Genomic DNA, 20335 nt, shown 5'->3' with positions numbered 1-20335 from the left:
TGACATGACGAATCTTAATCTTGAGCAGTTAGCTGCTGATTTACGCCAGGCAGAGGAAAAAGGAGAAGCTATCGCCCCGCTGCGCGAATTGATTGGCGTGGACAATGCCGACGCGGCCTATGCCATTCAGCGCATCAACGTGCAGGACAGCGTGGCGCGCGGGCGGTGCGTGGTTGGGCGAAAAGTGGGGCTGACGCACCCGAAAGTACAACAGCAATTGGGGGTCGATCAGCCAGACTTCGGCACGCTGTTTGCCGACATGTGCTACGGCGATAACGACACCATTCCGTTTTCGCGTGTACTGCAACCGCGTATTGAAGCGGAAATTGCGCTGGTGCTGAACCGCGATCTGCCCAATGCCGACACCACTTTTGATGAGCTGTATAACGCCATCGAGTGGGTGCTGCCCGCGCTGGAAGTGGTTGGCAGCCGTATCCGCGACTGGTCAATAAAGTTTGTCGATACCGTGGCGGATAACGCCTCCTGCGGCGTGTATGTGGTCGGCGGCCCGGCGCAGCGTCCTGCAGGGTTAGATCTGAAAAACTGCGCGATGAAAATGACGCGCAATCACGAAGAGGTCTCCAGCGGGCGCGGTAGCGAATGTCTGGGGCATCCGATCAACGCCGCCGTCTGGCTGGCGCGCAAAATGGCCAGCCTCGGCGAGCCGCTGCGTGCGGGGGACATCATTCTCACCGGGGCGTTAGGCCCGATGGTAGCAGTGAACGCGGGCGATCGTTTTGAAGCCCATATCGACGGTATTGGTTCAGTTGCCGCCACTTTTTCAGCGGCGGTTACAAAAGGAAGTCAGTCATGAGTAAGCGTAAAGTTGCCATTATCGGCTCCGGTAACATCGGCACCGATTTGATGATTAAAATTCTGCGCCACGGCGTGCATCTGGAGATGGCGGTGATGGTGGGGATTGACCCGCAATCCGATGGTCTGGCGCGCGCCGGACGTATGGGCGTTGCCACCACCCATGAAGGGGTGACCGGGCTTATCGCCATGCCGGAATTTGCCGATATCGACATCGTGTTTGACGCCACCAGCGCGGGCGCACATGTGAAGAACGACGCCCTGCTTCGCGCCGTTAAACCGGGGATCCGCCTGATCGACCTGACGCCCGCGGCGATCGGTCCATACTGCGTGCCGGTGGTGAATCTGGAGGCTAACGTTGACCAGCAGAACGTCAATATGGTGACCTGCGGCGGGCAGGCGACCATCCCGATGGTGGCGGCAGTCTCTCGCGTGGCAAAAGTCCATTACGCCGAAATTATTGCCTCGATCGCCAGTAAATCTGCGGGGCCGGGCACTCGCGCCAATATTGATGAGTTCACCGAAACCACGTCAAAGGCGATTGAAGTGGTTGGCGGCGCCGAAAAAGGCAAAGCCATTATTGTGCTAAACCCGGCCGAACCGCCGCTGATGATGCGCGACACGGTGTATGTACTGAGTGAAGCGGCCTCCGAGATTGAAGTTGAGGCGTCTATCAACGAGATGGCGGCGGCGGTACAGGCCTATGTGCCGGGTTATCGCCTGAAACAGCGCGTGCAGTTTGAAGTCATTCCACAGGATAAACCGGTGAATCTGCCGGGTATCGGCCAGTTCTCCGGGCTGAAAACCGCAGTGTATCTGGAAGTCGAAGGTGCGGCGCACTACCTGCCAGCTTATGCGGGCAACCTCGACATTATGACCTCCAGCGCGCTGGCGACCGCTGAGAAGATGGCGCAGTCACTCACCCGTCAGGCAGGAGAAGCAGCATGAACGGTAAAAAACTCTATATCTCTGACGTGACCCTGCGTGACGGTATGCACGCCATTCGTCACCAGTATTCGCTGGAAAACGTGCGCCAGATTGCGAAAGCGCTGGACGATGCGCGGGTCGATTCTATTGAAGTGGCGCATGGCGACGGTTTACAAGGTTCCAGCTTTAACTACGGCTTTGGCGCGCACAGCGATCTCGAGTGGATTGAAGCGGCGGCGGACGTGGTGCAGCACGCTAAGATCGCCACGCTGTTGCTGCCGGGGATCGGTACTATTCACGACCTGAAAAATGCGTATCAGGCCGGGGCGCGGGTGGTTCGCGTGGCGACCCACTGCACCGAAGCGGACGTGTCGGCCCAGCATATTCAGTATGCGCGCGAACTGGGTATGGATACCGTCGGCTTTCTGATGATGAGCCACATGACCATGCCGGAAAATCTGGCGCAGCAGGCGAAGTTGATGGAAAACTACGGCGCGACTTGTATCTACGTGGTCGATTCCGGCGGGGCGATGAACATGAGCGATATTCGCGCCCGCTTCCGCGCCCTGAAAGCGGTACTGAAGCCGGAGACGGAAACCGGAATGCATGCGCACCACAACCTCAGTCTCGGTGTGGCGAACTCGATTGCTGCGGTGGAAGAGGGCTGCGATCGTATCGACGCCAGCCTGGCGGGGATGGGCGCAGGCGCGGGCAATGCGCCGCTGGAAGTGTTTATCGCTGCTGCGGATAAGCTCGGTTGGCAGCACGGCACCGATCTGTATGCGCTGATGGATGCTGCCGACGATCTGGTGCGTCCACTGCAGGACCGCCCGGTGCGGGTGGATCGCGAAACGCTGGCGCTGGGCTACGCCGGGGTGTACTCCAGCTTCCTGCGTCATTGCGAAGTGGCGGCGGCGCGTTATGGCCTGAGCGCGGTCGATATTCTGGTTGAACTGGGCAAGCGCCGAATGGTGGGCGGCCAGGAAGATATGATCGTCGACGTGGCGCTGGATCTGCGTAACAGCAAATAAAAATGATTACGCGGCTGGCAATGTATCAGCCGCGATTCACCTGCATCGTGACCTCAGAGGTACATCTTATGACTACCCGTACCCCCGCATCCTGGCGCCTGACATTGACCGTCGGGCTGTGTTTTTTAGTCGCCCTGATGGAAGGGCTGGATCTCCAGGCCGCCGGGATCGCTGCCGTCGGTATCGCTCATGCGTTTGCGCTGGATAAAATGCAGATGGGCTGGATCTTCAGTGCGGGCATTCTCGGCCTGCTGCCCGGCGCGTTGGTCGGCGGTATACTGGCCGATCGCTATGGCCGCAAGCGTATTCTCATTGCCTCCGTGGCGCTGTTCGGCCTGTTCTCGCTGGCGACGGCGATTTCCTGGGATTTCTCGTCGCTGGTAGTTGCCCGTCTGATGACCGGCGTGGGGCTGGGCGCGGCATTGCCGAATCTGATCGCGCTGACCTCCGAAGCGGCGGGTCCACGTTTTCGCGGCACGGCGGTGAGCCTGATGTATTGCGGCGTACCGATTGGCGCGGCGCTGGCGGCGGCGCTTGGGTTTAGCGGGCTCGCCTCTGCCTGGCAAACGGTGTTCTGGGTTGGTGGGGTGATCCCGCTGCTGCTGGTTCCGTTGTTGATGCGCTGGCTGCCGGAATCGCAGGTTTATACCCAACAAACGCAGGTGGCTGCCGCGCCGTTGCGCGCCCTGTTTGCGCCAGCGACGGCGAGCGCTACGCTGCTGCTTTGGCTGTGCTATTTCTTCACCCTGCTGGTGGTGTATATGCTGATCAACTGGCTACCGATGCTGCTGGTGGAGCAGGGATTTCAGCCCTCGCAGGCAGCTGGCGTGATGTTTGCTCTGCAAATCGGCGCGGCCAGCGGGACGTTAATTCTCGGGGCGTTGATGGACAAACTGAGTCCGGTGGTGATGTCGCTGCTGATCTACACCGGGATGTTGGCTTCGCTACTGGCGCTGGGGACGGTGTCGACATTCAGCGGCATGCTGATGGCGGGATTTGTCGCGGGGATGTTTGCCACTGGTGGGCAAAGCGTGCTGTATGCGCTGGCGCCGCTGTTTTACAACACACAAATCCGCGCCACCGGCGTGGGCACCGCCGTCGCTGTCGGACGTTTGGGTGCGATGAGCGGCCCGCTGCTGGCCGGGAAAATGTTAGCGCTGGGCACCGGAACGGTGGGCGTGATGGCGGCGTCTGCGCCGGGGATTTTGCTGGCGGGCCTGGCGGTATTTATTCTGATGAGCCGTAAATCGCAGATGCCGATCCCGGCTAACGGTGCTTAAGCGATCGTCCGGAGTGGAGTGCCCGACGCGGGCATCTGTGTCTGGAGCAGGGTAGACACATCGCCATAATTGCGGGTGAGCGCGGAGCCTTGCGGGTATGTCTGTGATAGTGTGAGGGCTTATTTCCGTCAAAACAGGAGCCAGAACATGTCGCAGAATAATCCGTTAAGCGCCATCCTCGACAAACAGGATTTCCTGTTACTGGATGGTGCGATGGCGACGGAGCTGGAAGCGCGCGGTTGTGATTTAGCTGACAGCCTGTGGTCAGCCAAAGTGCTGGTCGAAAACCCGCAGCTTATCCGCGAAGTACATCTTGATTATTACCGGGCGGGGGCGCAATGCGCGATCACCGCCAGCTATCAGGCCACGCCAGCAGGTTTTGCCGCGCGCGGCCTGGATGAAGCGCAGTCGAAAGCGCTGATTGGCAAAAGCGTGGAGTTGGCACGTAAAGCGCGTGAAGCCTGGCTGGCTGAGAACCCGCAGGCGGGTACGCTGCTGGTGGCAGGATCCGTCGGGCCTTATGGCGCGTATCTGGCGGATGGATCAGAGTATCGTGGCGATTACCAACGTAGCGTTGAGGAATTTCAGGCATTTCACCGTCCGCGCGTGGAAGCGTTGCTGGATGCCGGGGCCGATCTGCTGGCCTGTGAAACCCTGCCGAATTTTACCGAGATTGGTGCGCTGGCTGAGCTGTTGACCGCGTATCCGCGGGCTCGCGCGTGGTTCTCCTTTACCCTGCTCGACAGCGAACACCTGAGCGACGGTACCCCGCTACGCGACGTGGTGGCGTTGCTGGCGGGTTATCCGCAGGTAGTGGCGTTAGGCATTAACTGTATTGCGCTGGAAAAGACCACTGCCGCATTGCAGCATCTGCACGGCTTAACGGCGCTGCCGCTGGTGGTGTATCCAAACTCAGGCGAGCATTATGATGCGGCAAGCAAAACCTGGCATCATCACGGTAAACATTGTGCACAGTTGGCGGATTATTTGCCGCAGTGGCAGGCCGCTGGCGCACGGTTAATCGGCGGGTGCTGTCGCACCACGCCGAAGGATATTGCTGAGCTGAACGCGCAGCGCTGAGAGTTTATCGGGTCTACATCGTTCACTGTAGGCCTGATAAGCTCAGCGCATCAGGCATTGCCGAATGGCGGTACAAGCGCCTTATCCGGCCTACAAAGCAACAAAGCGTTATGCCGCATCCGCCAGAACAAACATGCCGTACGGGTGGATTTCGAGGTAATACTGCTCGCCGATGTCTGGCTGCAGGCGGGTGGCGTTGACCTGCAATAAAATCTCCTGCCCGTGCCACTCCACCGTGACCTCATACTGCGGCCCCATATAGGCGACGTGGCGGATCGCGCAGCGCTGGCTCTCCTCGCCGCGATCGCTGAGCGTGATCGCTTCGGGACGTACGCCGACCATCCCTTCCCCATGATCGTTAAAGTGCGGCGGGCGCGGCAAACGATAGCCGTAGATATCAACGTATCCTGCGCTGAAGGTGGCTGGGAACAGGTTGGTATCGCCCATAAAGCTCGCCATAAAACGTGAGGCCGGCTGACGATAAAGATCCTGTGGCGTACCGATCTGCATGATGTGTCCTTTATTCATCACCAGGACGGTATCGGAAACCGCAAAGGCTTCGCTCTGATCGTGGGTAACGTACAGCGAGGTGATATCAAACTGCTTTTGTAGCTCGCGGATCTTGTCGCGCATGCTGCGACGCAGGTTGGCATCCAGGTTGCTCAGCGGCTCATCAAACAGCAGCACCTTCGGTTTGAGGATCAACGCGCGGGCCAGCGCCACGCGCTGCTGCTGACCGCCGGAGATCTGATCGACATAGCGATCTTCGAAACCCTCCAGATCCACCATCGCCAGCGCTTCTTTCACCCGTGCCTTCACTTCGCTGCGCGACACGCCAAGCATCTTCAGGCCATAGCCGACGTTCTCCCCCAGCGACATGTGCGGAAACAGAGCATACGACTGAAACACCATGCAGATATCGCGCTGCTGAATGGAACGATGGGTGACGTCTTCGCCATCAATAAAAATCTGGCCTTCACTCGGTTTTTCCAGCCCGGCGACCAGGCGCAAAATGGTGGTTTTGCCACAGCCGGAGGGGCCGAGCAGCGTCACCATTTGCCCCTGCGGAATGGTGAGGTTAATGTTGTCGATAACTGTGTTGCTGCCAAATCGTTTAGTGACGTTGCGCAGTTCAACAAAATTTTTCTGAGTCATAGTGCGCTCCATTACGCCTGGTTTTTAGCTTTTGAACGGGAGGTACGTGATTCGCCGATCAGCCAGTCAAAGATGAAAATAATCGCCAGCATCACCACGATCAGAATCGAACCGTAGGCAATCGCCACCCCGTACTCACCGTCTTCCACGCGGTTGAGGATGTAGGCCGTTGCCACGCGGGTATCCGGCGTCACGAGGAACACAATGGCGCTGACGGTGGTAATGGCGCGCACAAAGCTGTAGATCAGCGCCGAGAGGATCGCCGGGCGCAGCAGCGGTAGCAGGATATGCGTAATGGTCCGCAGGGAACCGGCACGCAGGCTAAGCGAGGCTTCATCCAGCGATTTATCGATTTGGCCTAAGCCCGCGATGCCCGCCCGGATACCGACCGGTACGTTACGCATCACCATGGAGATAATCACGATGGCGGCGGTGCCGGTGAGGTAAACCGGGGCGCTGTTAAAGGCCAGAATGTACGACACGCCCGCTACGGTGCCGGGAACGGCAAAGCACAGCATGGTGGTGAACTCGATGGTTTTTTTACCTTTAAACTGCTGGCGTACCACAATCCACGCGATCAGCAGACCAAAGATCGCGGTGATCGGCGCGGCAATCCCGGCGTAGAGCAGAGTGTCGAGCAGTGAAGGCCACGCGCCGTCGCTCATCCCCTGACCGAACAGTTTGGTAAAGTTCGCCAGCGTCAGGGTGTAGTCCACGCCCCAGTTAACGGTGAAACTGCCGTAGAAAATGCTGCCGTAGAGCAGGGCGTTAAAGGCAATCCACACCGCCAGCAGCGCAACCACGCTCCACACCAGCGTCACTGGCAGCGGCTGGACGTCGCCCCGGTAGGATTTACCGGAGACCGTCACGTAGGAGCGCTTGCCGATCCACATGTACTGCACACAGAATACCAGCAGCGAGAACAGCAGCAGGAACGCGCCCAGCGTACTGGCGGCCTGATAATCGAGCTGCGAGCCGGTGATGTAGAAGTAAATTTGCGTTGCCAGCACGTCGAAGTTACCGCCTAGCACCAGCGGGTTACTGAAGTCGGCCAGCGACTGTACCACCACAATCAAAAAGGCGTTCGCCAGCGCCGGTTTCAGTAGCGGGACAAACACGCCGTTAAAGGTCTGCCAGCGGCTGGCGCGCAGGGTGTATGACGCTTCTTCCAAAGATGGATGAATGGTCTTGATCGCCCCGTCGAGGATCATAAACGCCATCGGCGTAAAGGCCAGCACCTGCGCCAGCCAGATGCCGGTAAAACCGTACAGCCAGTTGGTGTTGGTTAAGCCGAACCAGTCGACCATAAATTCGGTGATGTAACCGGAGCGACCCATCATCAGCGTAACGCCTAAACCGACGACAAACGGCGGGGTGACGATCGGCAGAATCGAGAAGATACGTCCGATGATGGCGCTACGTCTGGCGATACGGGTCGTGTAGATAGCCAGTACCAGGCCGAAGAAGGTACAGCCGACGCCGACGGCAATCGACAGCATAATCGAGTTGAGGATCACCTGAATGATATGCGCCTGTGACAGCACATTCATAAACGCCAGCGGAGCAAACTCCCCGGCGTCGTTGGTGAACATCGGAATGAAAATGGCGATGCTCGGCCAGACGATAAAAATACCGATCAGCGCGACAATCGCGGTCAGCGAGCCGATGACGAAACGGTCGCCACCCAGCCATTCCAGACGGGTAAGCGCCAGGGTCATAATTGCGCCCAGCGCCACAAAAAGCACGATGGTGGCATAGCCTAAGCCGCGATCTTCAAGTGTGGCGCTGGCGACGATAAAGGCCATGCAGAAGAATGCCCAGCCTGCGTCAAGATAATGGCGGCCGCGCTGTTCGCGTCTGGCTTCATGGAACGGGCGCACCAGCAGCAGGCTCGGTAGCAGATACCATAACCAACTGATATTGAATTGCGACCAGCCGTACGCAGCGAGAATTTCTTCGCCCGTCGACTCCAGCAGACCGTAGTCCAGGCTCCAGCTTGGCAGCAGGGCAAACGCCAGCCAGCCGAGCAAAACCCAAAGAAATATCGCATCCCTTTTTTTCACGGGATGGAGTGCAAGTGTGTGTGACATAGCGGTTCCGGTATTTCAGGCCGGGCGGGCGCTTACGCCGCGCCCGGCAAATGAACGCAACGTGGGCTTATTTACCCATCTTAACTTCGCTAACCCACTTATTGATCAGGGCCTTACGTACGTCGGTCGAGCCGTACTTATCCATGTCGTAGTTGATAAGCTTCAGGTCGTCGAGCTTCAGCGAGTTCGGCGAGGTCTCGGCGGTGGTGTTGGTCAGGATCTGATAGGATTTACCTTTCTTCCATGCCAGCTCCTGGGCGTCTTTCGACAGCACCCAGTCAACGAACAGTTTGGCGTTGTCGAGGTTACGCGCGCCTTTCAGGATGCTGACGCCGCCAATTTCATAGCCGGTGCCTTCGCACGGGGAGATCAGCTCCAGCGGGGCGCCCTGTTCTTTTTCCAGCGAGTAGTCGTGCAGGAAGCCAATGCCGATCGCCGTTTCGCCACGGGCGGCATTACGCGCCGGAGCAATGCCGGATTTGGTGTACTGGGAGACGTTGGCGTTGAGCTGTTTCAGGTAATCAAAAGCCTGATCCTCACCCCACAGCTGGGCGAAGGTCGCCAGCGCAGTGTAGGCGGTGCCTGAACTCTGTGGGTCAGCAATCTGGATTTCCCCTTTGTATTCTGGTTTGGTCAGATCCTTCCAGCATTTCGGCACCGGCAGGTTTTTCTCTTTCAGGCGCTGAGTATTAACGCCAAAGCCCAGAATACCGACATACACCGCCGAGGAGAGGTTACCTTTTACTTTTGCCGGATCGCGGAACTTCTCCATGATCTGCGCGAGGTTAGGTGATTTGTACGGCTGCAGCAGGCCCATTTCACCGGCCTGGGATTGTGGATCCAGCGTACCGCCGTACCACACATCCGCCTGCGGGTTTTTCTTCTCGGCATCGACCTTCGCCAGTGTGCTGCCGGAGCCGTTACGAATAAATGAGGTTTTCACATCATATTTGTCGCCGAAGGCTTTGGTTTCGGTTTCGCACATCTCGTTGGTGGCGCTGCAATACACCACCAGACGACCCTGGGCTTGTGCCGCATTGCTGAAGGCCGCCAGCGTCAGAGCAGAGGCAATCAGGGTAGAGGTAAGCGTCAGTTTCATTGTTTTATCCTTTGACTGAGAGAAGGGGTAACGCCGGCAATGAGCAACGGCATCAGCAATAAACCCATAAAGACAGCGGCAACCGAGAGCAAACTGAACATTCCCGACCAGCCGTAATGTTCTATGACCAGCGACAGCGGCCAACCCGCCAGCGCGGCCCCCAGATAGGCGAACAGCCCGAGAAAACCGGTGATTGAACCTGCCGCCGCTTTGTGTCCGCATTCGACAGCGGCCAGACCAATCAACATCTGCGGGCCAAATACAAAAAAGCCCACGGTAAAGAAACACACTGCCAATAGCGCGTAGTGGTGCACCGGGGCCAGCCACAGCGCGGCGACGGAGACCATCAGCCCCAGCGTGAACAGCAAAATCATCGGCGCACGCTGACCGCTAAACAGTAGATCCGATCCCCATCCGGCAAATAGCGCCCCCAGCAAGCCGCCGACTTCAAACAACATCACCGTGGCATTGGCGCTGAGCAGATTCACGCCGTGGCTTTCCGTCAGCCAGATGTTGCCCCAGTCGTTGAGCGCAATGCGGATCAAATAGACCAGTACATACGACACGCCAAGCAGCCAGATCATCGGGTTCTTCAGCATGGTGGTGCGTAACATTTGCCACAGCCCCATCGGCGGGCTTTGCTGCTCCTGACGCAGCTCCAGCGGGTCGTGACGCCACTCTCCAACCGTCGGTAATCCCTCTTCCTGGGGCGTGCCTTTCAGTTGCAGGGTGAGCCAGATGCCTAACGCCATGCTGATTATCCCTGGTGCCAGCATCGCTGCCTGCCAGCCCCACCAGAGGGCGGCAAAGGCGCTAATCAGCGGGATGATGGCCCCGCCGATGTTGATCGACATATTCCAGCAGCCCCACCAGAAGCCGCGTTCGTTGCGCGAGTACCAGTGGGTCAGCAGGCGGGCGCAGGGCGGCCAGCCCCAGCCCTGAAAAAATCCGTTCAGCGTCCAGACCGCCAGCAGCAGCGTCAGCGATTCACCAAAGGCGAACACCACGTTCAAAACACCAGTGGCAAACAGGCCGATCCCCATGAATGCACGCTGCCCATGGCTGTCGTGCCACAATCCGGCGGCGAATTTCGACAGGCCGTAGGTCAGATAAAACAGCGATCCCAGCAGACCGATATCGCCTTTATCCAGCCCCAGATCTGTTTGCAGCGCCGGGAGTACATAGTTGACGCTTTTGCGCGTCAGATAAAACGCGGCGTAGCCAATCACCATACACATCAGCAGGCGGGGACGTAGCGTCCGGTATTGTTGGTCTGTTTCGCGTGCGTGCATGGCGGTCTCCGTTTGTGCTGACTATAGGAAAGTGAAAGCAAAAGGGGATGAGAGAAAGTCCGCAGTGACTAAGACTTTTTCCTGGTTAGCGGCTGGTTTGTTGCAAATTTGTGGGCAGGTTAACAATTACCCGCGTGCCGTGGTTCGATTCCAGCGTGAGTTCGCCACCGAGGGCGCTTACCCGCTCACGCATCCCCTGGATACCGAAACCGGGAATTTTTTCCGGGAGGATACCCACGCCGTTGTCATCGACCTCCAGAGACAGGCGGTGTTCCCGCTGGCGTAGCGTAATCGATACCTCGCTGGCATCGGCATGCTTACAGACGTTATTGAGCAGTTCCTGCATCAGGCGATACAGCGTGAAGCGCACCGTTTCATTTTCTGGCGTATTTTCCAGATGGTAATTAAATCGGCAGCGGATTCCCCGTTCGGCAAAGGCAAATTCATTCACCAGATGATGCAGCGCATCTTTGAAAGACAGTTCATCGAGCGCGGGCGGGCGCAGCTGGCGCAGAAGCTGACGGGTGGAGTGGTGAATGCGCCGGGCAAGATCGTTGATCTGATTCGCCGCCTCAAGCGTTTGCTCGCGACCTGGCGCGCGTTTGACCAGTTGCGTCTGAATCTGGATGGCGGTGATGTTCTGGCCTATTTCGTCATGTAGTTCGCGCGCTAAACTTTTTCGCGTGTCTTCCTCGGTACGAATCAGTTGTTCGGTCAGCGCACGGCGTGCCGTCAGTTCGGCTTCCAGACGCTGGCGATAATGGTGCAAGTTTTGCGCCAGATGCTGCTGGCGGCTGATGGCGATCCCCAGCCCTATACCCAGCAACGCTTGCGTGGCGAGGAAAATCTCCAGTTCAAGCAGATTGCTGAACCCCACGCCTATCTGCCGGGCGATGGTGATCATCATACTGCCGAGCAATCCGGACAACACGCCGCCCTGCCAGCCAAATTTCCATGCCATTACCACGTTCGGTAAAAACACCACGATCAGCAGCAGGCGCTCGATATCCGGCGACAGCACCATCTGTGTGCCAATGCCAATAATAAAAAACAGGCTGCACCAGATGATAAGCGAGGTGCGCAGTGGGGGATTGGTGGTATCCAACCCGAGCAAATGATAACGGTGCTGCTGGCGCAGAAATTCATAGATCAGATAGACAAACGGCGTCAGCAGCACGCCGCCGGTAAACGACGCCAGGCCAATTAACGTTGCCGGGCTTGCGATAAACGGTGACAGCAGGGCGGTATTAAGCAATGACGTGACGGTGACGGCGGTCAGCAACAGCGTCAAGCGCTGCCAGTACAGGGGGAAGCGGTGCCAGTATGACTGGCCGATGCTCGCCGGAAGAAGGCTAATGAATGGGGCCACAAGCAGGATATAGCCATTCAGTAATTGCTCGCTATGCAGCCAGAACAGCATCAGTACCGGCGGCAGCACCAACGCGGGCCAGTAGCGGCGGGAAAGCAGAATCAACAGTGCAAGATAGACCCCGTGCGGCAGGAATAATGCCGCCTGTTGACCGTTGTGGGTCAGGTAAAATCCCAGCGTCCACAGCATCAGCCAGCCCGATCCCCAGGCCAGCAGAATAAACAGGGAGATGACCCAATGACGAAGGTTACGCGACATTAATGCCCCGTCAGTAGCTGGTGGTCGAGGGCAAAATGCACCAGATCGATAGTGCTGTGGCATTGCAGTTTGCCCAGCACGTTCGCGCGGTGGACGTGTACTGTTTTGTGGCTAAGGTCGAGCTTAAAGGCAATTTCTTTCACGCTGTCGCCTTTGACCAATAGATCAAACACTTCGCGCTCGCGCGGGGTCAGTACCTCCAGGACCTGCGCGGGCTGTTCGCCGCCGCGTAAGGCTCGCAGCGCATCGGCGCACAGATAATGCCCGCCCATACCTACCGAACGTACCGCCTGCACCAGTTCTTCCGGTCCGCAGCGCTTGGTCAGATAGCCGCTGGCGCCAGCATCCAGTGCGCTTTGTACAAACGTTGGCGAGTCATAAATGCTAAGAATAATGGCGCGAAAACCGGGCTTCTGCGCCCGCAGTCGTTTTAGCAGGCTCAGGCCATTTTCATCCGGCATGGCGATGTCCATCACCGCAACGCTGACGTCGTCATGCAGTAATGCAGGCCAGGCCTGGGCCGCGCTGCTGAACTGGCCGATGACGTTGAGATCATCTTCGAGACTGAGTAATTGCGCAAAGCCGGAACGCACCACCACATGGTCATCCACCAGCACAACATGAATCATGATATTGCTCTCTTGCCTGACAATAGCGTCTATGATGCCTGCCAGCGGAGCGCTGGCAATAATCCAGGCGCAGTTATGTAACGAATGTAACAAAATCGCAATACACTTCATCCTTCAAGCTGCCTCTTTGTTGGCTGCACTCAGAAACCCCAGTCATATAGTTATCTATGCTCCTGGGGATTTCTTCCCTTGCCGCCTCGACGCATCTTGAATGATTTTGTGTATAAGCATTGCCGCTTTTTTTCTAAAAACGCTTTGTTCTTAGCCAGAATTTTTAATTCCTTTATCAAAGTGTGCCGCAACGAAATACTGCCCCCATAACAAGACTGGGGAGCAGACAATCATGGCTATTTCATCGCGTAACGCACTTCTTGCCGCACTGGCATTCATCACCTTTCAGGCGCAGGCGGTGAACGTCACCGTTGCGTATCAAACTTCCGCCGAACCCGCCAAAGTGGCGCAGGCAGATAACACTTTTGCTAAAGAGAGCGGAGCCACTGTTGACTGGCGTAAGTTTGACAGCGGCGCGAGCATCGTCCGCGCGTTAGCATCCGGCGACGTACAAATAGGTAACCTCGGCTCCAGTCCGCTGGCGGTAGCGGCCAGCCAGCAGGTGCCGATTGAGGTTTTCCTGCTGGCGTCAAAACTTGGCAATTCTGAAGCGCTGGTGGTGAAGAAAAACATCAGTAAACCGGAAGATTTGATTGGTAAGCGCATTGCCGTGCCGTTTATTTCCACCACTCATTACAGCCTGCTGGCAGCGCTGAAACATTGGGGGATTAAACCCGGCCAGGTAGAGATTGTGAACCTTCAGCCGCCGGCGATTATTGCCGCCTGGCAGCGCGGAGATATTGACGGCGCGTACGTCTGGGCGCCTGCAGTCAATGCGCTGGAAAAAGACGGCAAGGTACTGACTGACTCGGAAAAAGTCGGTGAATGGGGGGCGCCAACGCTGGACGTGTGGGTGGTACGCAAAGATTTTGCCGAGAAATACCCTGAGGTAGTGAAAGCATTTGCGAAAAGCGCCATCGATGCGCAGCAGCCCTATATCGCCAACCCGGATGCCTGGCTCAAACAACCGGAGAATATCAGCAAGCTGGCGCGCTTAAGCGGTGTGCCAGAGGCGGATGTGCCGGGGCTGGTGAAAGGTAACACCTATCTGACTCCGCAGCAGCAAACTGCTGAGTTAACCGGGCCGGTGAACAAAGCGATTATCGACACCGCGCAGTTTCTCAAAGAGCAGGGCAAAGTGCCCGCCGTCGCGACGGATTACAGCCAGTACGTGACCGATCGTTTCGTGCAATAAAGGGGACGCTGATGCTGCAAATCTCTCATCTTAATGCCAGTTATGGCGGCAAACCGGTGCTTGAAGATATCAACCTGACGCTCGATAGCGGTGAACTGCTGGTGGTGCTGGGACCTTCCGGCTGTGGGAAAACCACATTGTTAAATCTGATTGCCGGATTTGTGCCGTATCAACACGGCAGCATTATGCTGGCGGGCAGTAAGGTCGAAGGACCTGGCGCAGAACGTGGAGTGGTGTTTCAGAATGAAGGTCTGTTGCCCTGGCGCAACGTGCAGGACAACGTCACCTTCGGTCTGCAACTGGCGGGCATGCAGAAGCCTCAGCGTCAGCGTATTGCTCAGGAAATGTTGCAGAAAGTGGGGCTGGAGGGCGCGGAAAAACGCTTTATCTGGCAGCTTTCTGGGGGGCAGCGTCAGCGCGTCGGCATTGCCCGGGCGCTGGCGGCCAACCCGCAGTTGTTGCTACTGGATGAGCCGTTTGGTGCACTCGACGCCTTTACCCGCGAGCAGATGCAAACCCTGCTGTTGAAGCTGTGGTATGAGACCGGGAAACAGGTGTTGTTGATTACCCATGATATCGAAGAAGCGGTGTTTATGGCCACTGAACTGGTATTGCTGTCGCCAGGTCCTGGTCGGGTGCTGGAACGACTGCCGCTTAATTTCGCCCGGCGTTTTGTGGCTGGAGAGGCGAGCCGCAGCATTAAGTCCGATCCACAGTTTATCGCCATGCGCGAGTATGTGTTAAGTCGTGTCTTTGAACAACGAGAGGCCTTCTCATGAGCGTGGTGATTAATGACAAACCCCGCCGCCCGCGGGCACTGAACTGGCGCTGGCCGTTCTCGCGCCAGATGACTTTAAGCCTCGGTACGCTGGCCGCCATTTTGGCGCTGTGGTGGACGGTGGCGGCGCTGCAGTTAATCAGCCCGTTGTTTCTGCCGCCGCCGGGCCAGGTTTTGCAAAAACTCATCAGTATTGCCGGGCCGCAGGGGTTTATGGATGCCACGCTGTGGCAGCATCTGGCGGCCAGTTTGACGCGTATTGTTATCGCGCTGCTGGCGGCGGTGCTGTTGGGGATTCCGGTCGGTATCGCCATGGGGCTGAGTCCGACGATTCGCGGCATTCTCGATCCAATCATTGAATTGTATCGTCCGGTTCCGCCATTGGCCTATTTGCCGCTGATGGTTATCTGGTTTGGTATTGGTGAAACCTCCAAGATCCTGCTGATTTACCTGGCGATTTTCGCCCCTGTGGCGATGTCGGCGCTGGCGGGCGTAAAAAGTGCGCAGCAGGTGAGAATCCGGGCCGCGCAGTCGCTGGGGGCCAGCCGTGCGCAGGTGCTGTGGTTTGTGATTTTACCAGGTGCCTTGCCGGAGATTTTGACCGGACTGCGCATTGGACTGGGCGTGGGGTGGTCGACCCTGGTGGCGGCGGAGCTGATTGCCGCGACGCGAGGTTTAGGATTCATGGTGCAATCAGCCGGTGAGTTTCTGGCAACGGATGTGGTGCTGGCAGGGATCGCGGTGATTGCCGTTATCGCGTTTATTTTAGAGCTGGGTCTGCGCGCGCTTCAGCGCCGTCTGACACCCTGGCATGGAGAAGTACAATGAGTGAACGTTTGAGCATTACCCCGTTGGGGTCGTACATTGGCGCACAAATTACCGGCGCGGATTTAACGCGCCCATTAAGCGATAACCAGTTTGAACAGCTTTATCATGCTGTATTGCGCCATCAGGTGGTGTTCCTGCGCGAGCAGGTGATTACACCACAGCAGCAGCGCGCGCTGGCGCTACGTTTTGGCGACCTGCATATTCACCCGGTCTACCCACACGCCGAAGGGGTGGACGAAATAATCGTGCTGGATACGCACAACGATAATCCGCCCGATAACGACAATTGGCACACTGATGTGACGTTTATCGACACGCCGCCAGCGGGCGCGATTCTGGCGGCGAAAGAGCTGCCATCGACCGGGGGAGATACGCTGTGGACCAGTGGAATTGCTGCTTATGATGCTCTCTCACAGCCGTTTCGCCAGCTCCTGAGCGGCCTGCGTGCAGAGCATGATTTTCGTAAATCGTTTCAGGAATATAAATATCGCCAGACGCCAGAGGAGCATCAGCGCTGGCTGGAGGCGGTCGCCAAACATCCGCCGTTGCTGCACCCGGTGGTGCGTACCCATCCGGTAACGGGTAAGCAGGCGCTGTTTGTGAATGAAGGATTTACCACACGAATTGTCGATGTAACGGAAAAAGAGAGCGAGGCGCTGCTGGGATTCCTGTTTGCACACATCACCAAACCGGAGTTCCAGGTGCGCTGGCGCTGGCAGCCTAACGATGTGGCGATTTGGGATAATCGCGTGACGCAGCACTACGCCAATGCGGATTATCTGCCGCAGAGGCGCATTATGCACCGGGCGACGATTCTGGGGGACAAACCTTTTTATCGGGCGGGATAAATGGCGCTGGCGCTTCGCTGACCGGACCTACAGTAGAGCAGGCCCGATAAGGCGAAGCCGCCATCCGGCACAAGGTAAATTAACGCAGAATTTTTTTCTCAGCCAGATCCAGCGCAAAGTAGCTGAAGATCAGATCCGCGCCCGCGCGTTTGATCGACCCTAAGCTTTCCAGCACCACTTTCTCTTCATCTATTGCACCCGCCATCGCTGCGAACTTGATCATCGCGTATTCACCGCTGACCTGATAAGCGCCAATTGGCAGTTCGGTGCGTTCGCGGATATCGCGCAGAATATCGAGGTACGCGCCGGCCGGTTTCACCATCAGGCAGTCTGCGCCCTGGGCTTCATCCAGCAGTGATTCGCGAATCGCCTCGCGGCGGTTCATCGGGTTCATCTGATAGGTTTTACGATCGCCCTTCAGCGCCGTACCTGCGGCTTCACGGAACGGGCCATAGAAAGAAGAGGCAAACTTAGTGGAGTAGGACATGATCGCGGTATCGGTGAAGCCCGCAGCATCCAGCGCCTGGCGAATCGCCTGCACCTGACCGTCCATTGCGGCGGAAGGCGCGATAAAATCTGCACCCGCAGCGGCAGCAACGACTGCCTGTTTGCCGAGGTTGGCAAGGGTTAAATCATTATCAACGCCATGATCGCACAACACACCGCAGTGACCATGCGAGGTGTATTCACAGAAGCAAGTGTCGGACATGACGATCATTTCCGGTACGGTCTGCTTACAGATACGCGACATGCGCGCCACCAGACCATCTTCTTTCCATGCGTCGCTGCCGGTGTCGTCGGTGTGGTGGGAAATACCGAAAGTCATGACCGAACGGATACCTGCATTGGCAATGCGTTCAATCTCGCGGGCCAGGTGTTTCTCTGGAATGCGCATCACGCCTGGCATGGCGTCGATAGCTTTGTAATCGTCGAGTTCTTCTTCAACAAAGATCGGCAACACCAGGTCATTTAAGCTGAGTGTTGTCTCTTCAAACATAGCGCGTAGCGCAGGAGATTTGCGCAGGCGGCGAGGGCGTTGGATTAGGTCTGTCATGGTATGCCTGATGTTTGTGGAATCGAAGGCCGTAGTATACCCGAACCTGATGGCGGGTGGTTTACGAAAGTTGGCGTTATGTGGGGATGGTGGGCTCTCTTTGCTACCTCTTAACCTATCTATTATTTGCATTTTTGTGATTGTAATTATTTTTTATATTGATAACTTTCAACGTGGATTTAGTTTTATTTAATTTTATTTTAACTAAAAGGTATTGGTTAGCTATTTATTTCTCTCGTATCTGTTTTGTTTTTATTTATAATTAGAACGTATTTATTATGCGGTTTTATTAATGTTAATTGATTAAAAAATAAAGTGATTTTATAAATTACTGGCGTTTTTGTTTCGAAACTTTTATTGCCCGTCCGGATTCGGACTTAAGACAAAGAATAATTGAACCTTTCGGCTATGACATCGCATAATCCTCCCTGCGAAACATAAAATGTTTTCTATGCATTGATAATTGATGGATCAACTATATTACGTCCCTGAGGAGGGATGACAAATGCACACTTGGAAAAAGAAACTCGTAGTCTCACAATTAGCATTAGCCTGCACTTTGGCAATCACTTCTCAGGCGAATGCTTCAACTGATATCTCTGGGACCACCTATACCACTTTTACCCATTATAATGACGCCTCCTATTCTGATGGCGTTTACTACGATGGATATGTGGGTTGGAACAACTACGACACTGATAGTATTTATAACGGTGATATTTATCCGGTAATTAATAACGCCACTGTCAACGGCGTGATTTCAACTTATTATCTGGATGATGGACTCTCTACTAACACCAATAACAACAGCCTGACGATCAAAAACAGTACCATTCACGGTATGGTGACATCCGAGTGCATGACAACGGATTGTACTAACCGTACGGGTACAGACTATTACTACGATCGCCTGGCGATGAACGTTATTAATTCAACTATCGATGACAACTACGAGCATTATACCTACAACGGTACCTATAATGACGCAGCCGATACGCACGTTGTAGACGTTTATAACCTGGGCACTGCTATCACTCTGGATCAAGAAGTTGATCTGTCTATCTCCGCCAACTCTCACGTCGCTGGCATTACCCTGACGCAGGGTTACGAGTGGGCAGATATTGACGATAATACCGTCAGCACCGGCGTAAACAGCAGTGAAGTATTTAACAACACCATCGCTGTTACTGACTCTACTCTGACCTCTGGTTCATGGACTGACGAAGGCACTACCGGCTGGTTTGGTAACACCAGCAATGCAAGCGACTACAGCGGCACTTACACTGCAGACGATATTGCATTAGCAGCTATTGCAAATCCAAATGCAGATAACGCGATGCAGACCACCGCAACGTTTAACAATTCCACGCTGATGGGTGACGTGCTGTTCTCCAGCAACTTCGATGAGAACTTCTTCCCGAACGGTGCTGACTCTTATCGTGATACCGATGCCGATCTGGATACCAACGGTTGGGACGGTACTGACCGTCTGGATCTGACCCTGAACAATGGTAGTAAGTGGGTTGGTGCGGCAATGTCTGTGCATCAGGTTGACACCGATGGTGACGGTGTTTACGACAGCTACGCTGCGGGCACTGAAGCCACCGCAACGCTGATCGATATCGCCGCTAACAGCCTGTGGCCTGATTCAACCTACGGCATCGATAGCGACACGACCTCTTATGACGAAAATGGCCACGTAGTGGGTAATGCGGTCTATCAGAGCGGTCTGTTCAACGTCACGCTGAACGGCGCGTCACAGTGGGATACCACTAAAACGTCTCTGATTGATACCCTGAGCATCAACAGCGGTTCCGTCGTCAACGTGGGTGATTCTGAGCTGGTTGCTGACTCTATCTCTCTGACCGGTGCTTCTGCACTGAACATCAACGAAGATGGTCATGTTGCAACTGATACTCTGTCTATCGACAACAGTACTGTAACGATTGCTGACGACGTATCTGCTGGTTGGAATGTGCTGGATGCTGCGCTGTATGCAAACACCATTAACGTTACTAACAACGGTGTTCTGGATGTTGGCAACAGTACCGGTAATGCGCTGCAGGTTGATACCCTGAATCTGACCAGCTACACCGATGCATACAACAATGTTAATGCAGGCGTTTTCGACATCAACAGCAGCAACTATGTGCTGAATGCTGACCTGACTAACGACCGCACTAACGACAAAACCCAGGCTAACTACGGTTATGGCGTAATCGCAATGAACTCTGATGGTCACCTGACTATCAACGGTAATGGCGATGCTGACACCTCCGGCGATCAGTCTGAAGTTGACAACTATGGCGACCATGTAGCCGCAGCAACCGGTAACTATAAAGTTCGTATTGATAACGCCACTGGCGCAGGTTCTGTTGCTGATTACAAAGGCAACGAGCTGATCTACGTTAACGATACCAACAGCAATGCGACCTTCTCTGCAGCTAACAAAGCTGACCTCGGCGCATACACCTATCAGGCGCAGCAGCAGGGTAACA

General features: G+C 55.9%; 17 protein-coding genes. 10 read left to right on the top strand and 7 right to left on the bottom strand.

Annotated features, from left to right (window positions below; translation table 11 throughout):
* Nucleotides 1-4 precede the first annotated feature (4 nt).
* From mhpD to mmuM, 5 genes are all read left to right on the top strand, one after another.
* On the top strand, nucleotides 5-814 hold the full coding sequence (gene mhpD / locus FDX14_RS03920) for a 2-keto-4-pentenoate hydratase (protein WP_137349041.1): 810 nt from the start codon (nucleotides 5-7) through the stop codon (nucleotides 812-814).
* A complete protein-coding gene (mhpF, locus tag FDX14_RS03915; RefSeq protein WP_137349040.1) occupies nucleotides 811-1761 on the top strand; it encodes an acetaldehyde dehydrogenase in 951 nt (316 codons plus the stop codon). Before mhpD ends, mhpF begins: the two co-directional genes overlap by 4 nt.
* Nucleotides 1758-2771 (top strand): 4-hydroxy-2-oxovalerate aldolase, encoded by a 1014-nt coding sequence (gene mhpE / locus FDX14_RS03910; protein WP_137349039.1) that lies wholly within the window; start codon nucleotides 1758-1760, stop codon nucleotides 2769-2771. Before mhpF ends, mhpE begins: the two co-directional genes overlap by 4 nt.
* A gap of 68 nt (nucleotides 2772-2839) precedes the next feature.
* Nucleotides 2840-4051 (top strand): 3-(3-hydroxy-phenyl)propionate transporter MhpT, encoded by a 1212-nt coding sequence (gene mhpT, locus FDX14_RS03905; protein WP_137349038.1) that lies wholly within the window; start codon nucleotides 2840-2842, stop codon nucleotides 4049-4051.
* Between the two features lie 147 nt (nucleotides 4052-4198).
* Nucleotides 4199-5131 carry a homocysteine S-methyltransferase gene (mmuM, locus tag FDX14_RS03900; RefSeq protein WP_137349037.1) on the top strand — a complete coding sequence of 311 codons (933 nt, stop codon included), beginning with the start codon at nucleotides 4199-4201 and terminating at the stop codon, nucleotides 5129-5131.
* Between the two features lie 108 nt (nucleotides 5132-5239).
* On the opposite strand, the gene fbpC is transcribed toward mmuM, so the two are convergent.
* The 6 genes from fbpC to FDX14_RS03870 form a co-directional block, all read right to left on the bottom strand.
* A complete protein-coding gene (gene fbpC, locus FDX14_RS03895) occupies nucleotides 5240-6286 on the bottom strand; it encodes a ferric ABC transporter ATP-binding protein (RefSeq protein ID WP_137349036.1) in 1047 nt (348 codons plus the stop codon).
* A gap of 11 nt (nucleotides 6287-6297) precedes the next feature.
* Nucleotides 6298-8376: an ABC transporter permease gene (locus FDX14_RS03890; protein WP_137349035.1), complete on the bottom strand. Its 2079-nt coding sequence runs from the start codon at nucleotides 8374-8376 to the stop codon at nucleotides 6298-6300.
* Between the two features lie 67 nt (nucleotides 8377-8443).
* Complete coding sequence (locus tag FDX14_RS03885; RefSeq protein ID WP_079225275.1) at nucleotides 8444-9475, bottom strand: ABC transporter substrate-binding protein; 1032 nt, start codon at nucleotides 9473-9475, stop codon at nucleotides 8444-8446.
* The gene (gene uhpC, locus FDX14_RS03880; protein ID WP_137349034.1) at nucleotides 9472-10767 is read right to left on the bottom strand and encodes an MFS transporter family glucose-6-phosphate receptor UhpC; all 1296 of its coding nucleotides are present in this window, start codon (nucleotides 10765-10767) and stop codon (nucleotides 9472-9474) included. The genes FDX14_RS03885 and uhpC overlap by 4 nt, the downstream gene beginning before the upstream one ends.
* A gap of 85 nt (nucleotides 10768-10852) precedes the next feature.
* Nucleotides 10853-12394, bottom strand: a complete 1542-nt coding sequence (locus FDX14_RS03875) for an MASE1 domain-containing sensor histidine kinase (RefSeq protein WP_137349033.1) — start codon at nucleotides 12392-12394, stop codon at nucleotides 10853-10855.
* Nucleotides 12394-13023, bottom strand: coding sequence for a response regulator transcription factor (locus tag FDX14_RS03870; RefSeq protein ID WP_079225273.1), 630 nt, complete (start codon nucleotides 13021-13023; stop codon nucleotides 12394-12396). The genes FDX14_RS03875 and FDX14_RS03870 overlap by 1 nt, the downstream gene beginning before the upstream one ends.
* Nucleotides 13024-13366: 343 nt before the next feature.
* Here FDX14_RS03870 and tauA point away from each other — a divergent pair, with 343 nt between their 5' ends.
* From tauA to tauD, 4 genes are read left to right on the top strand one after another with little or no spacing between them, the layout of a single operon-like run.
* Complete coding sequence (gene tauA, locus FDX14_RS03865; RefSeq protein WP_137349032.1) at nucleotides 13367-14329, top strand: taurine ABC transporter substrate-binding protein; 963 nt, start codon at nucleotides 13367-13369, stop codon at nucleotides 14327-14329.
* Nucleotides 14330-14340: 11 nt separating this feature from the next.
* Entirely contained in the window at nucleotides 14341-15108 is a 768-nt protein-coding gene (gene tauB, locus FDX14_RS03860) for a taurine ABC transporter ATP-binding subunit (RefSeq protein WP_137349031.1), read from the top strand.
* On the top strand, nucleotides 15105-15935 hold the full coding sequence (tauC, locus tag FDX14_RS03855) for a taurine ABC transporter permease TauC (protein WP_042310221.1): 831 nt from the start codon (nucleotides 15105-15107) through the stop codon (nucleotides 15933-15935). Before tauB ends, tauC begins: the two co-directional genes overlap by 4 nt.
* Entirely contained in the window at nucleotides 15932-16783 is an 852-nt protein-coding gene (tauD, locus tag FDX14_RS03850) for a taurine dioxygenase (protein WP_137349030.1), read from the top strand. Before tauC ends, tauD begins: the two co-directional genes overlap by 4 nt.
* Nucleotides 16784-16862: 79 nt before the next feature.
* On the opposite strand, the gene hemB is transcribed toward tauD, so the two are convergent.
* Nucleotides 16863-17837: a porphobilinogen synthase gene (gene hemB / locus FDX14_RS03845; RefSeq protein ID WP_042310217.1), complete on the bottom strand. Its 975-nt coding sequence runs from the start codon at nucleotides 17835-17837 to the stop codon at nucleotides 16863-16865.
* A 505-nt stretch (nucleotides 17838-18342) separates the two neighbouring features.
* Here hemB and FDX14_RS03840 point away from each other — a divergent pair.
* The coding region (locus FDX14_RS03840; RefSeq protein ID WP_137349029.1) for an autotransporter YaiT-related protein at nucleotides 18343-20335 on the top strand (1993 nt) is incomplete at its 3' end.

It is taken from the genome of Citrobacter sp. wls710, assembly GCF_005281115.1.
Lineage (GTDB): Bacteria > Pseudomonadota > Gammaproteobacteria > Enterobacterales > Enterobacteriaceae > Citrobacter > Citrobacter werkmanii.
This window is presented reverse-complemented; position numbering and strand designations above follow the sequence as displayed.

What these genes read in the sequence shown, in the direction of transcription:
- mhpD (WP_137349041.1), top strand. Translation starts at nt 5, where the DNA reads ATGACGAATCTTAATCTTGAGCAGTTAGCTGCTGATTTACGCCAGGCA.
- mhpF (WP_137349040.1), top strand. Translation starts at nt 811, where the DNA reads ATGAGTAAGCGTAAAGTTGCCATTATCGGCTCCGGTAACATCGGCACC.
- mhpE (WP_137349039.1), top strand. Translation starts at nt 1,758, where the DNA reads ATGAACGGTAAAAAACTCTATATCTCTGACGTGACCCTGCGTGACGGT.
- mhpT (WP_137349038.1), top strand. Translation starts at nt 2,840, where the DNA reads ATGACTACCCGTACCCCCGCATCCTGGCGCCTGACATTGACCGTCGGG.
- mmuM (WP_137349037.1), top strand. Translation starts at nt 4,199, where the DNA reads ATGTCGCAGAATAATCCGTTAAGCGCCATCCTCGACAAACAGGATTTC.
- fbpC (WP_137349036.1), bottom strand. Translation starts at nt 6,286, where the DNA reads ATGACTCAGAAAAATTTTGTTGAACTGCGCAACGTCACTAAACGATTT.
- FDX14_RS03890 (WP_137349035.1), bottom strand. Translation starts at nt 8,376, where the DNA reads ATGTCACACACACTTGCACTCCATCCCGTGAAAAAAAGGGATGCGATA.
- FDX14_RS03885 (WP_079225275.1), bottom strand. Translation starts at nt 9,475, where the DNA reads ATGAAACTGACGCTTACCTCTACCCTGATTGCCTCTGCTCTGACGCTG.
- uhpC (WP_137349034.1), bottom strand. Translation starts at nt 10,767, where the DNA reads ATGCACGCACGCGAAACAGACCAACAATACCGGACGCTACGTCCCCGC.
- FDX14_RS03875 (WP_137349033.1), bottom strand. Translation starts at nt 12,394, where the DNA reads ATGTCGCGTAACCTTCGTCATTGGGTCATCTCCCTGTTTATTCTGCTG.
- FDX14_RS03870 (WP_079225273.1), bottom strand. Translation starts at nt 13,023, where the DNA reads ATGATTCATGTTGTGCTGGTGGATGACCATGTGGTGGTGCGTTCCGGC.
- tauA (WP_137349032.1), top strand. Translation starts at nt 13,367, where the DNA reads ATGGCTATTTCATCGCGTAACGCACTTCTTGCCGCACTGGCATTCATC.
- tauB (WP_137349031.1), top strand. Translation starts at nt 14,341, where the DNA reads ATGCTGCAAATCTCTCATCTTAATGCCAGTTATGGCGGCAAACCGGTG.
- tauC (WP_042310221.1), top strand. Translation starts at nt 15,105, where the DNA reads ATGAGCGTGGTGATTAATGACAAACCCCGCCGCCCGCGGGCACTGAAC.
- tauD (WP_137349030.1), top strand. Translation starts at nt 15,932, where the DNA reads ATGAGTGAACGTTTGAGCATTACCCCGTTGGGGTCGTACATTGGCGCA.
- hemB (WP_042310217.1), bottom strand. Translation starts at nt 17,837, where the DNA reads ATGACAGACCTAATCCAACGCCCTCGCCGCCTGCGCAAATCTCCTGCG.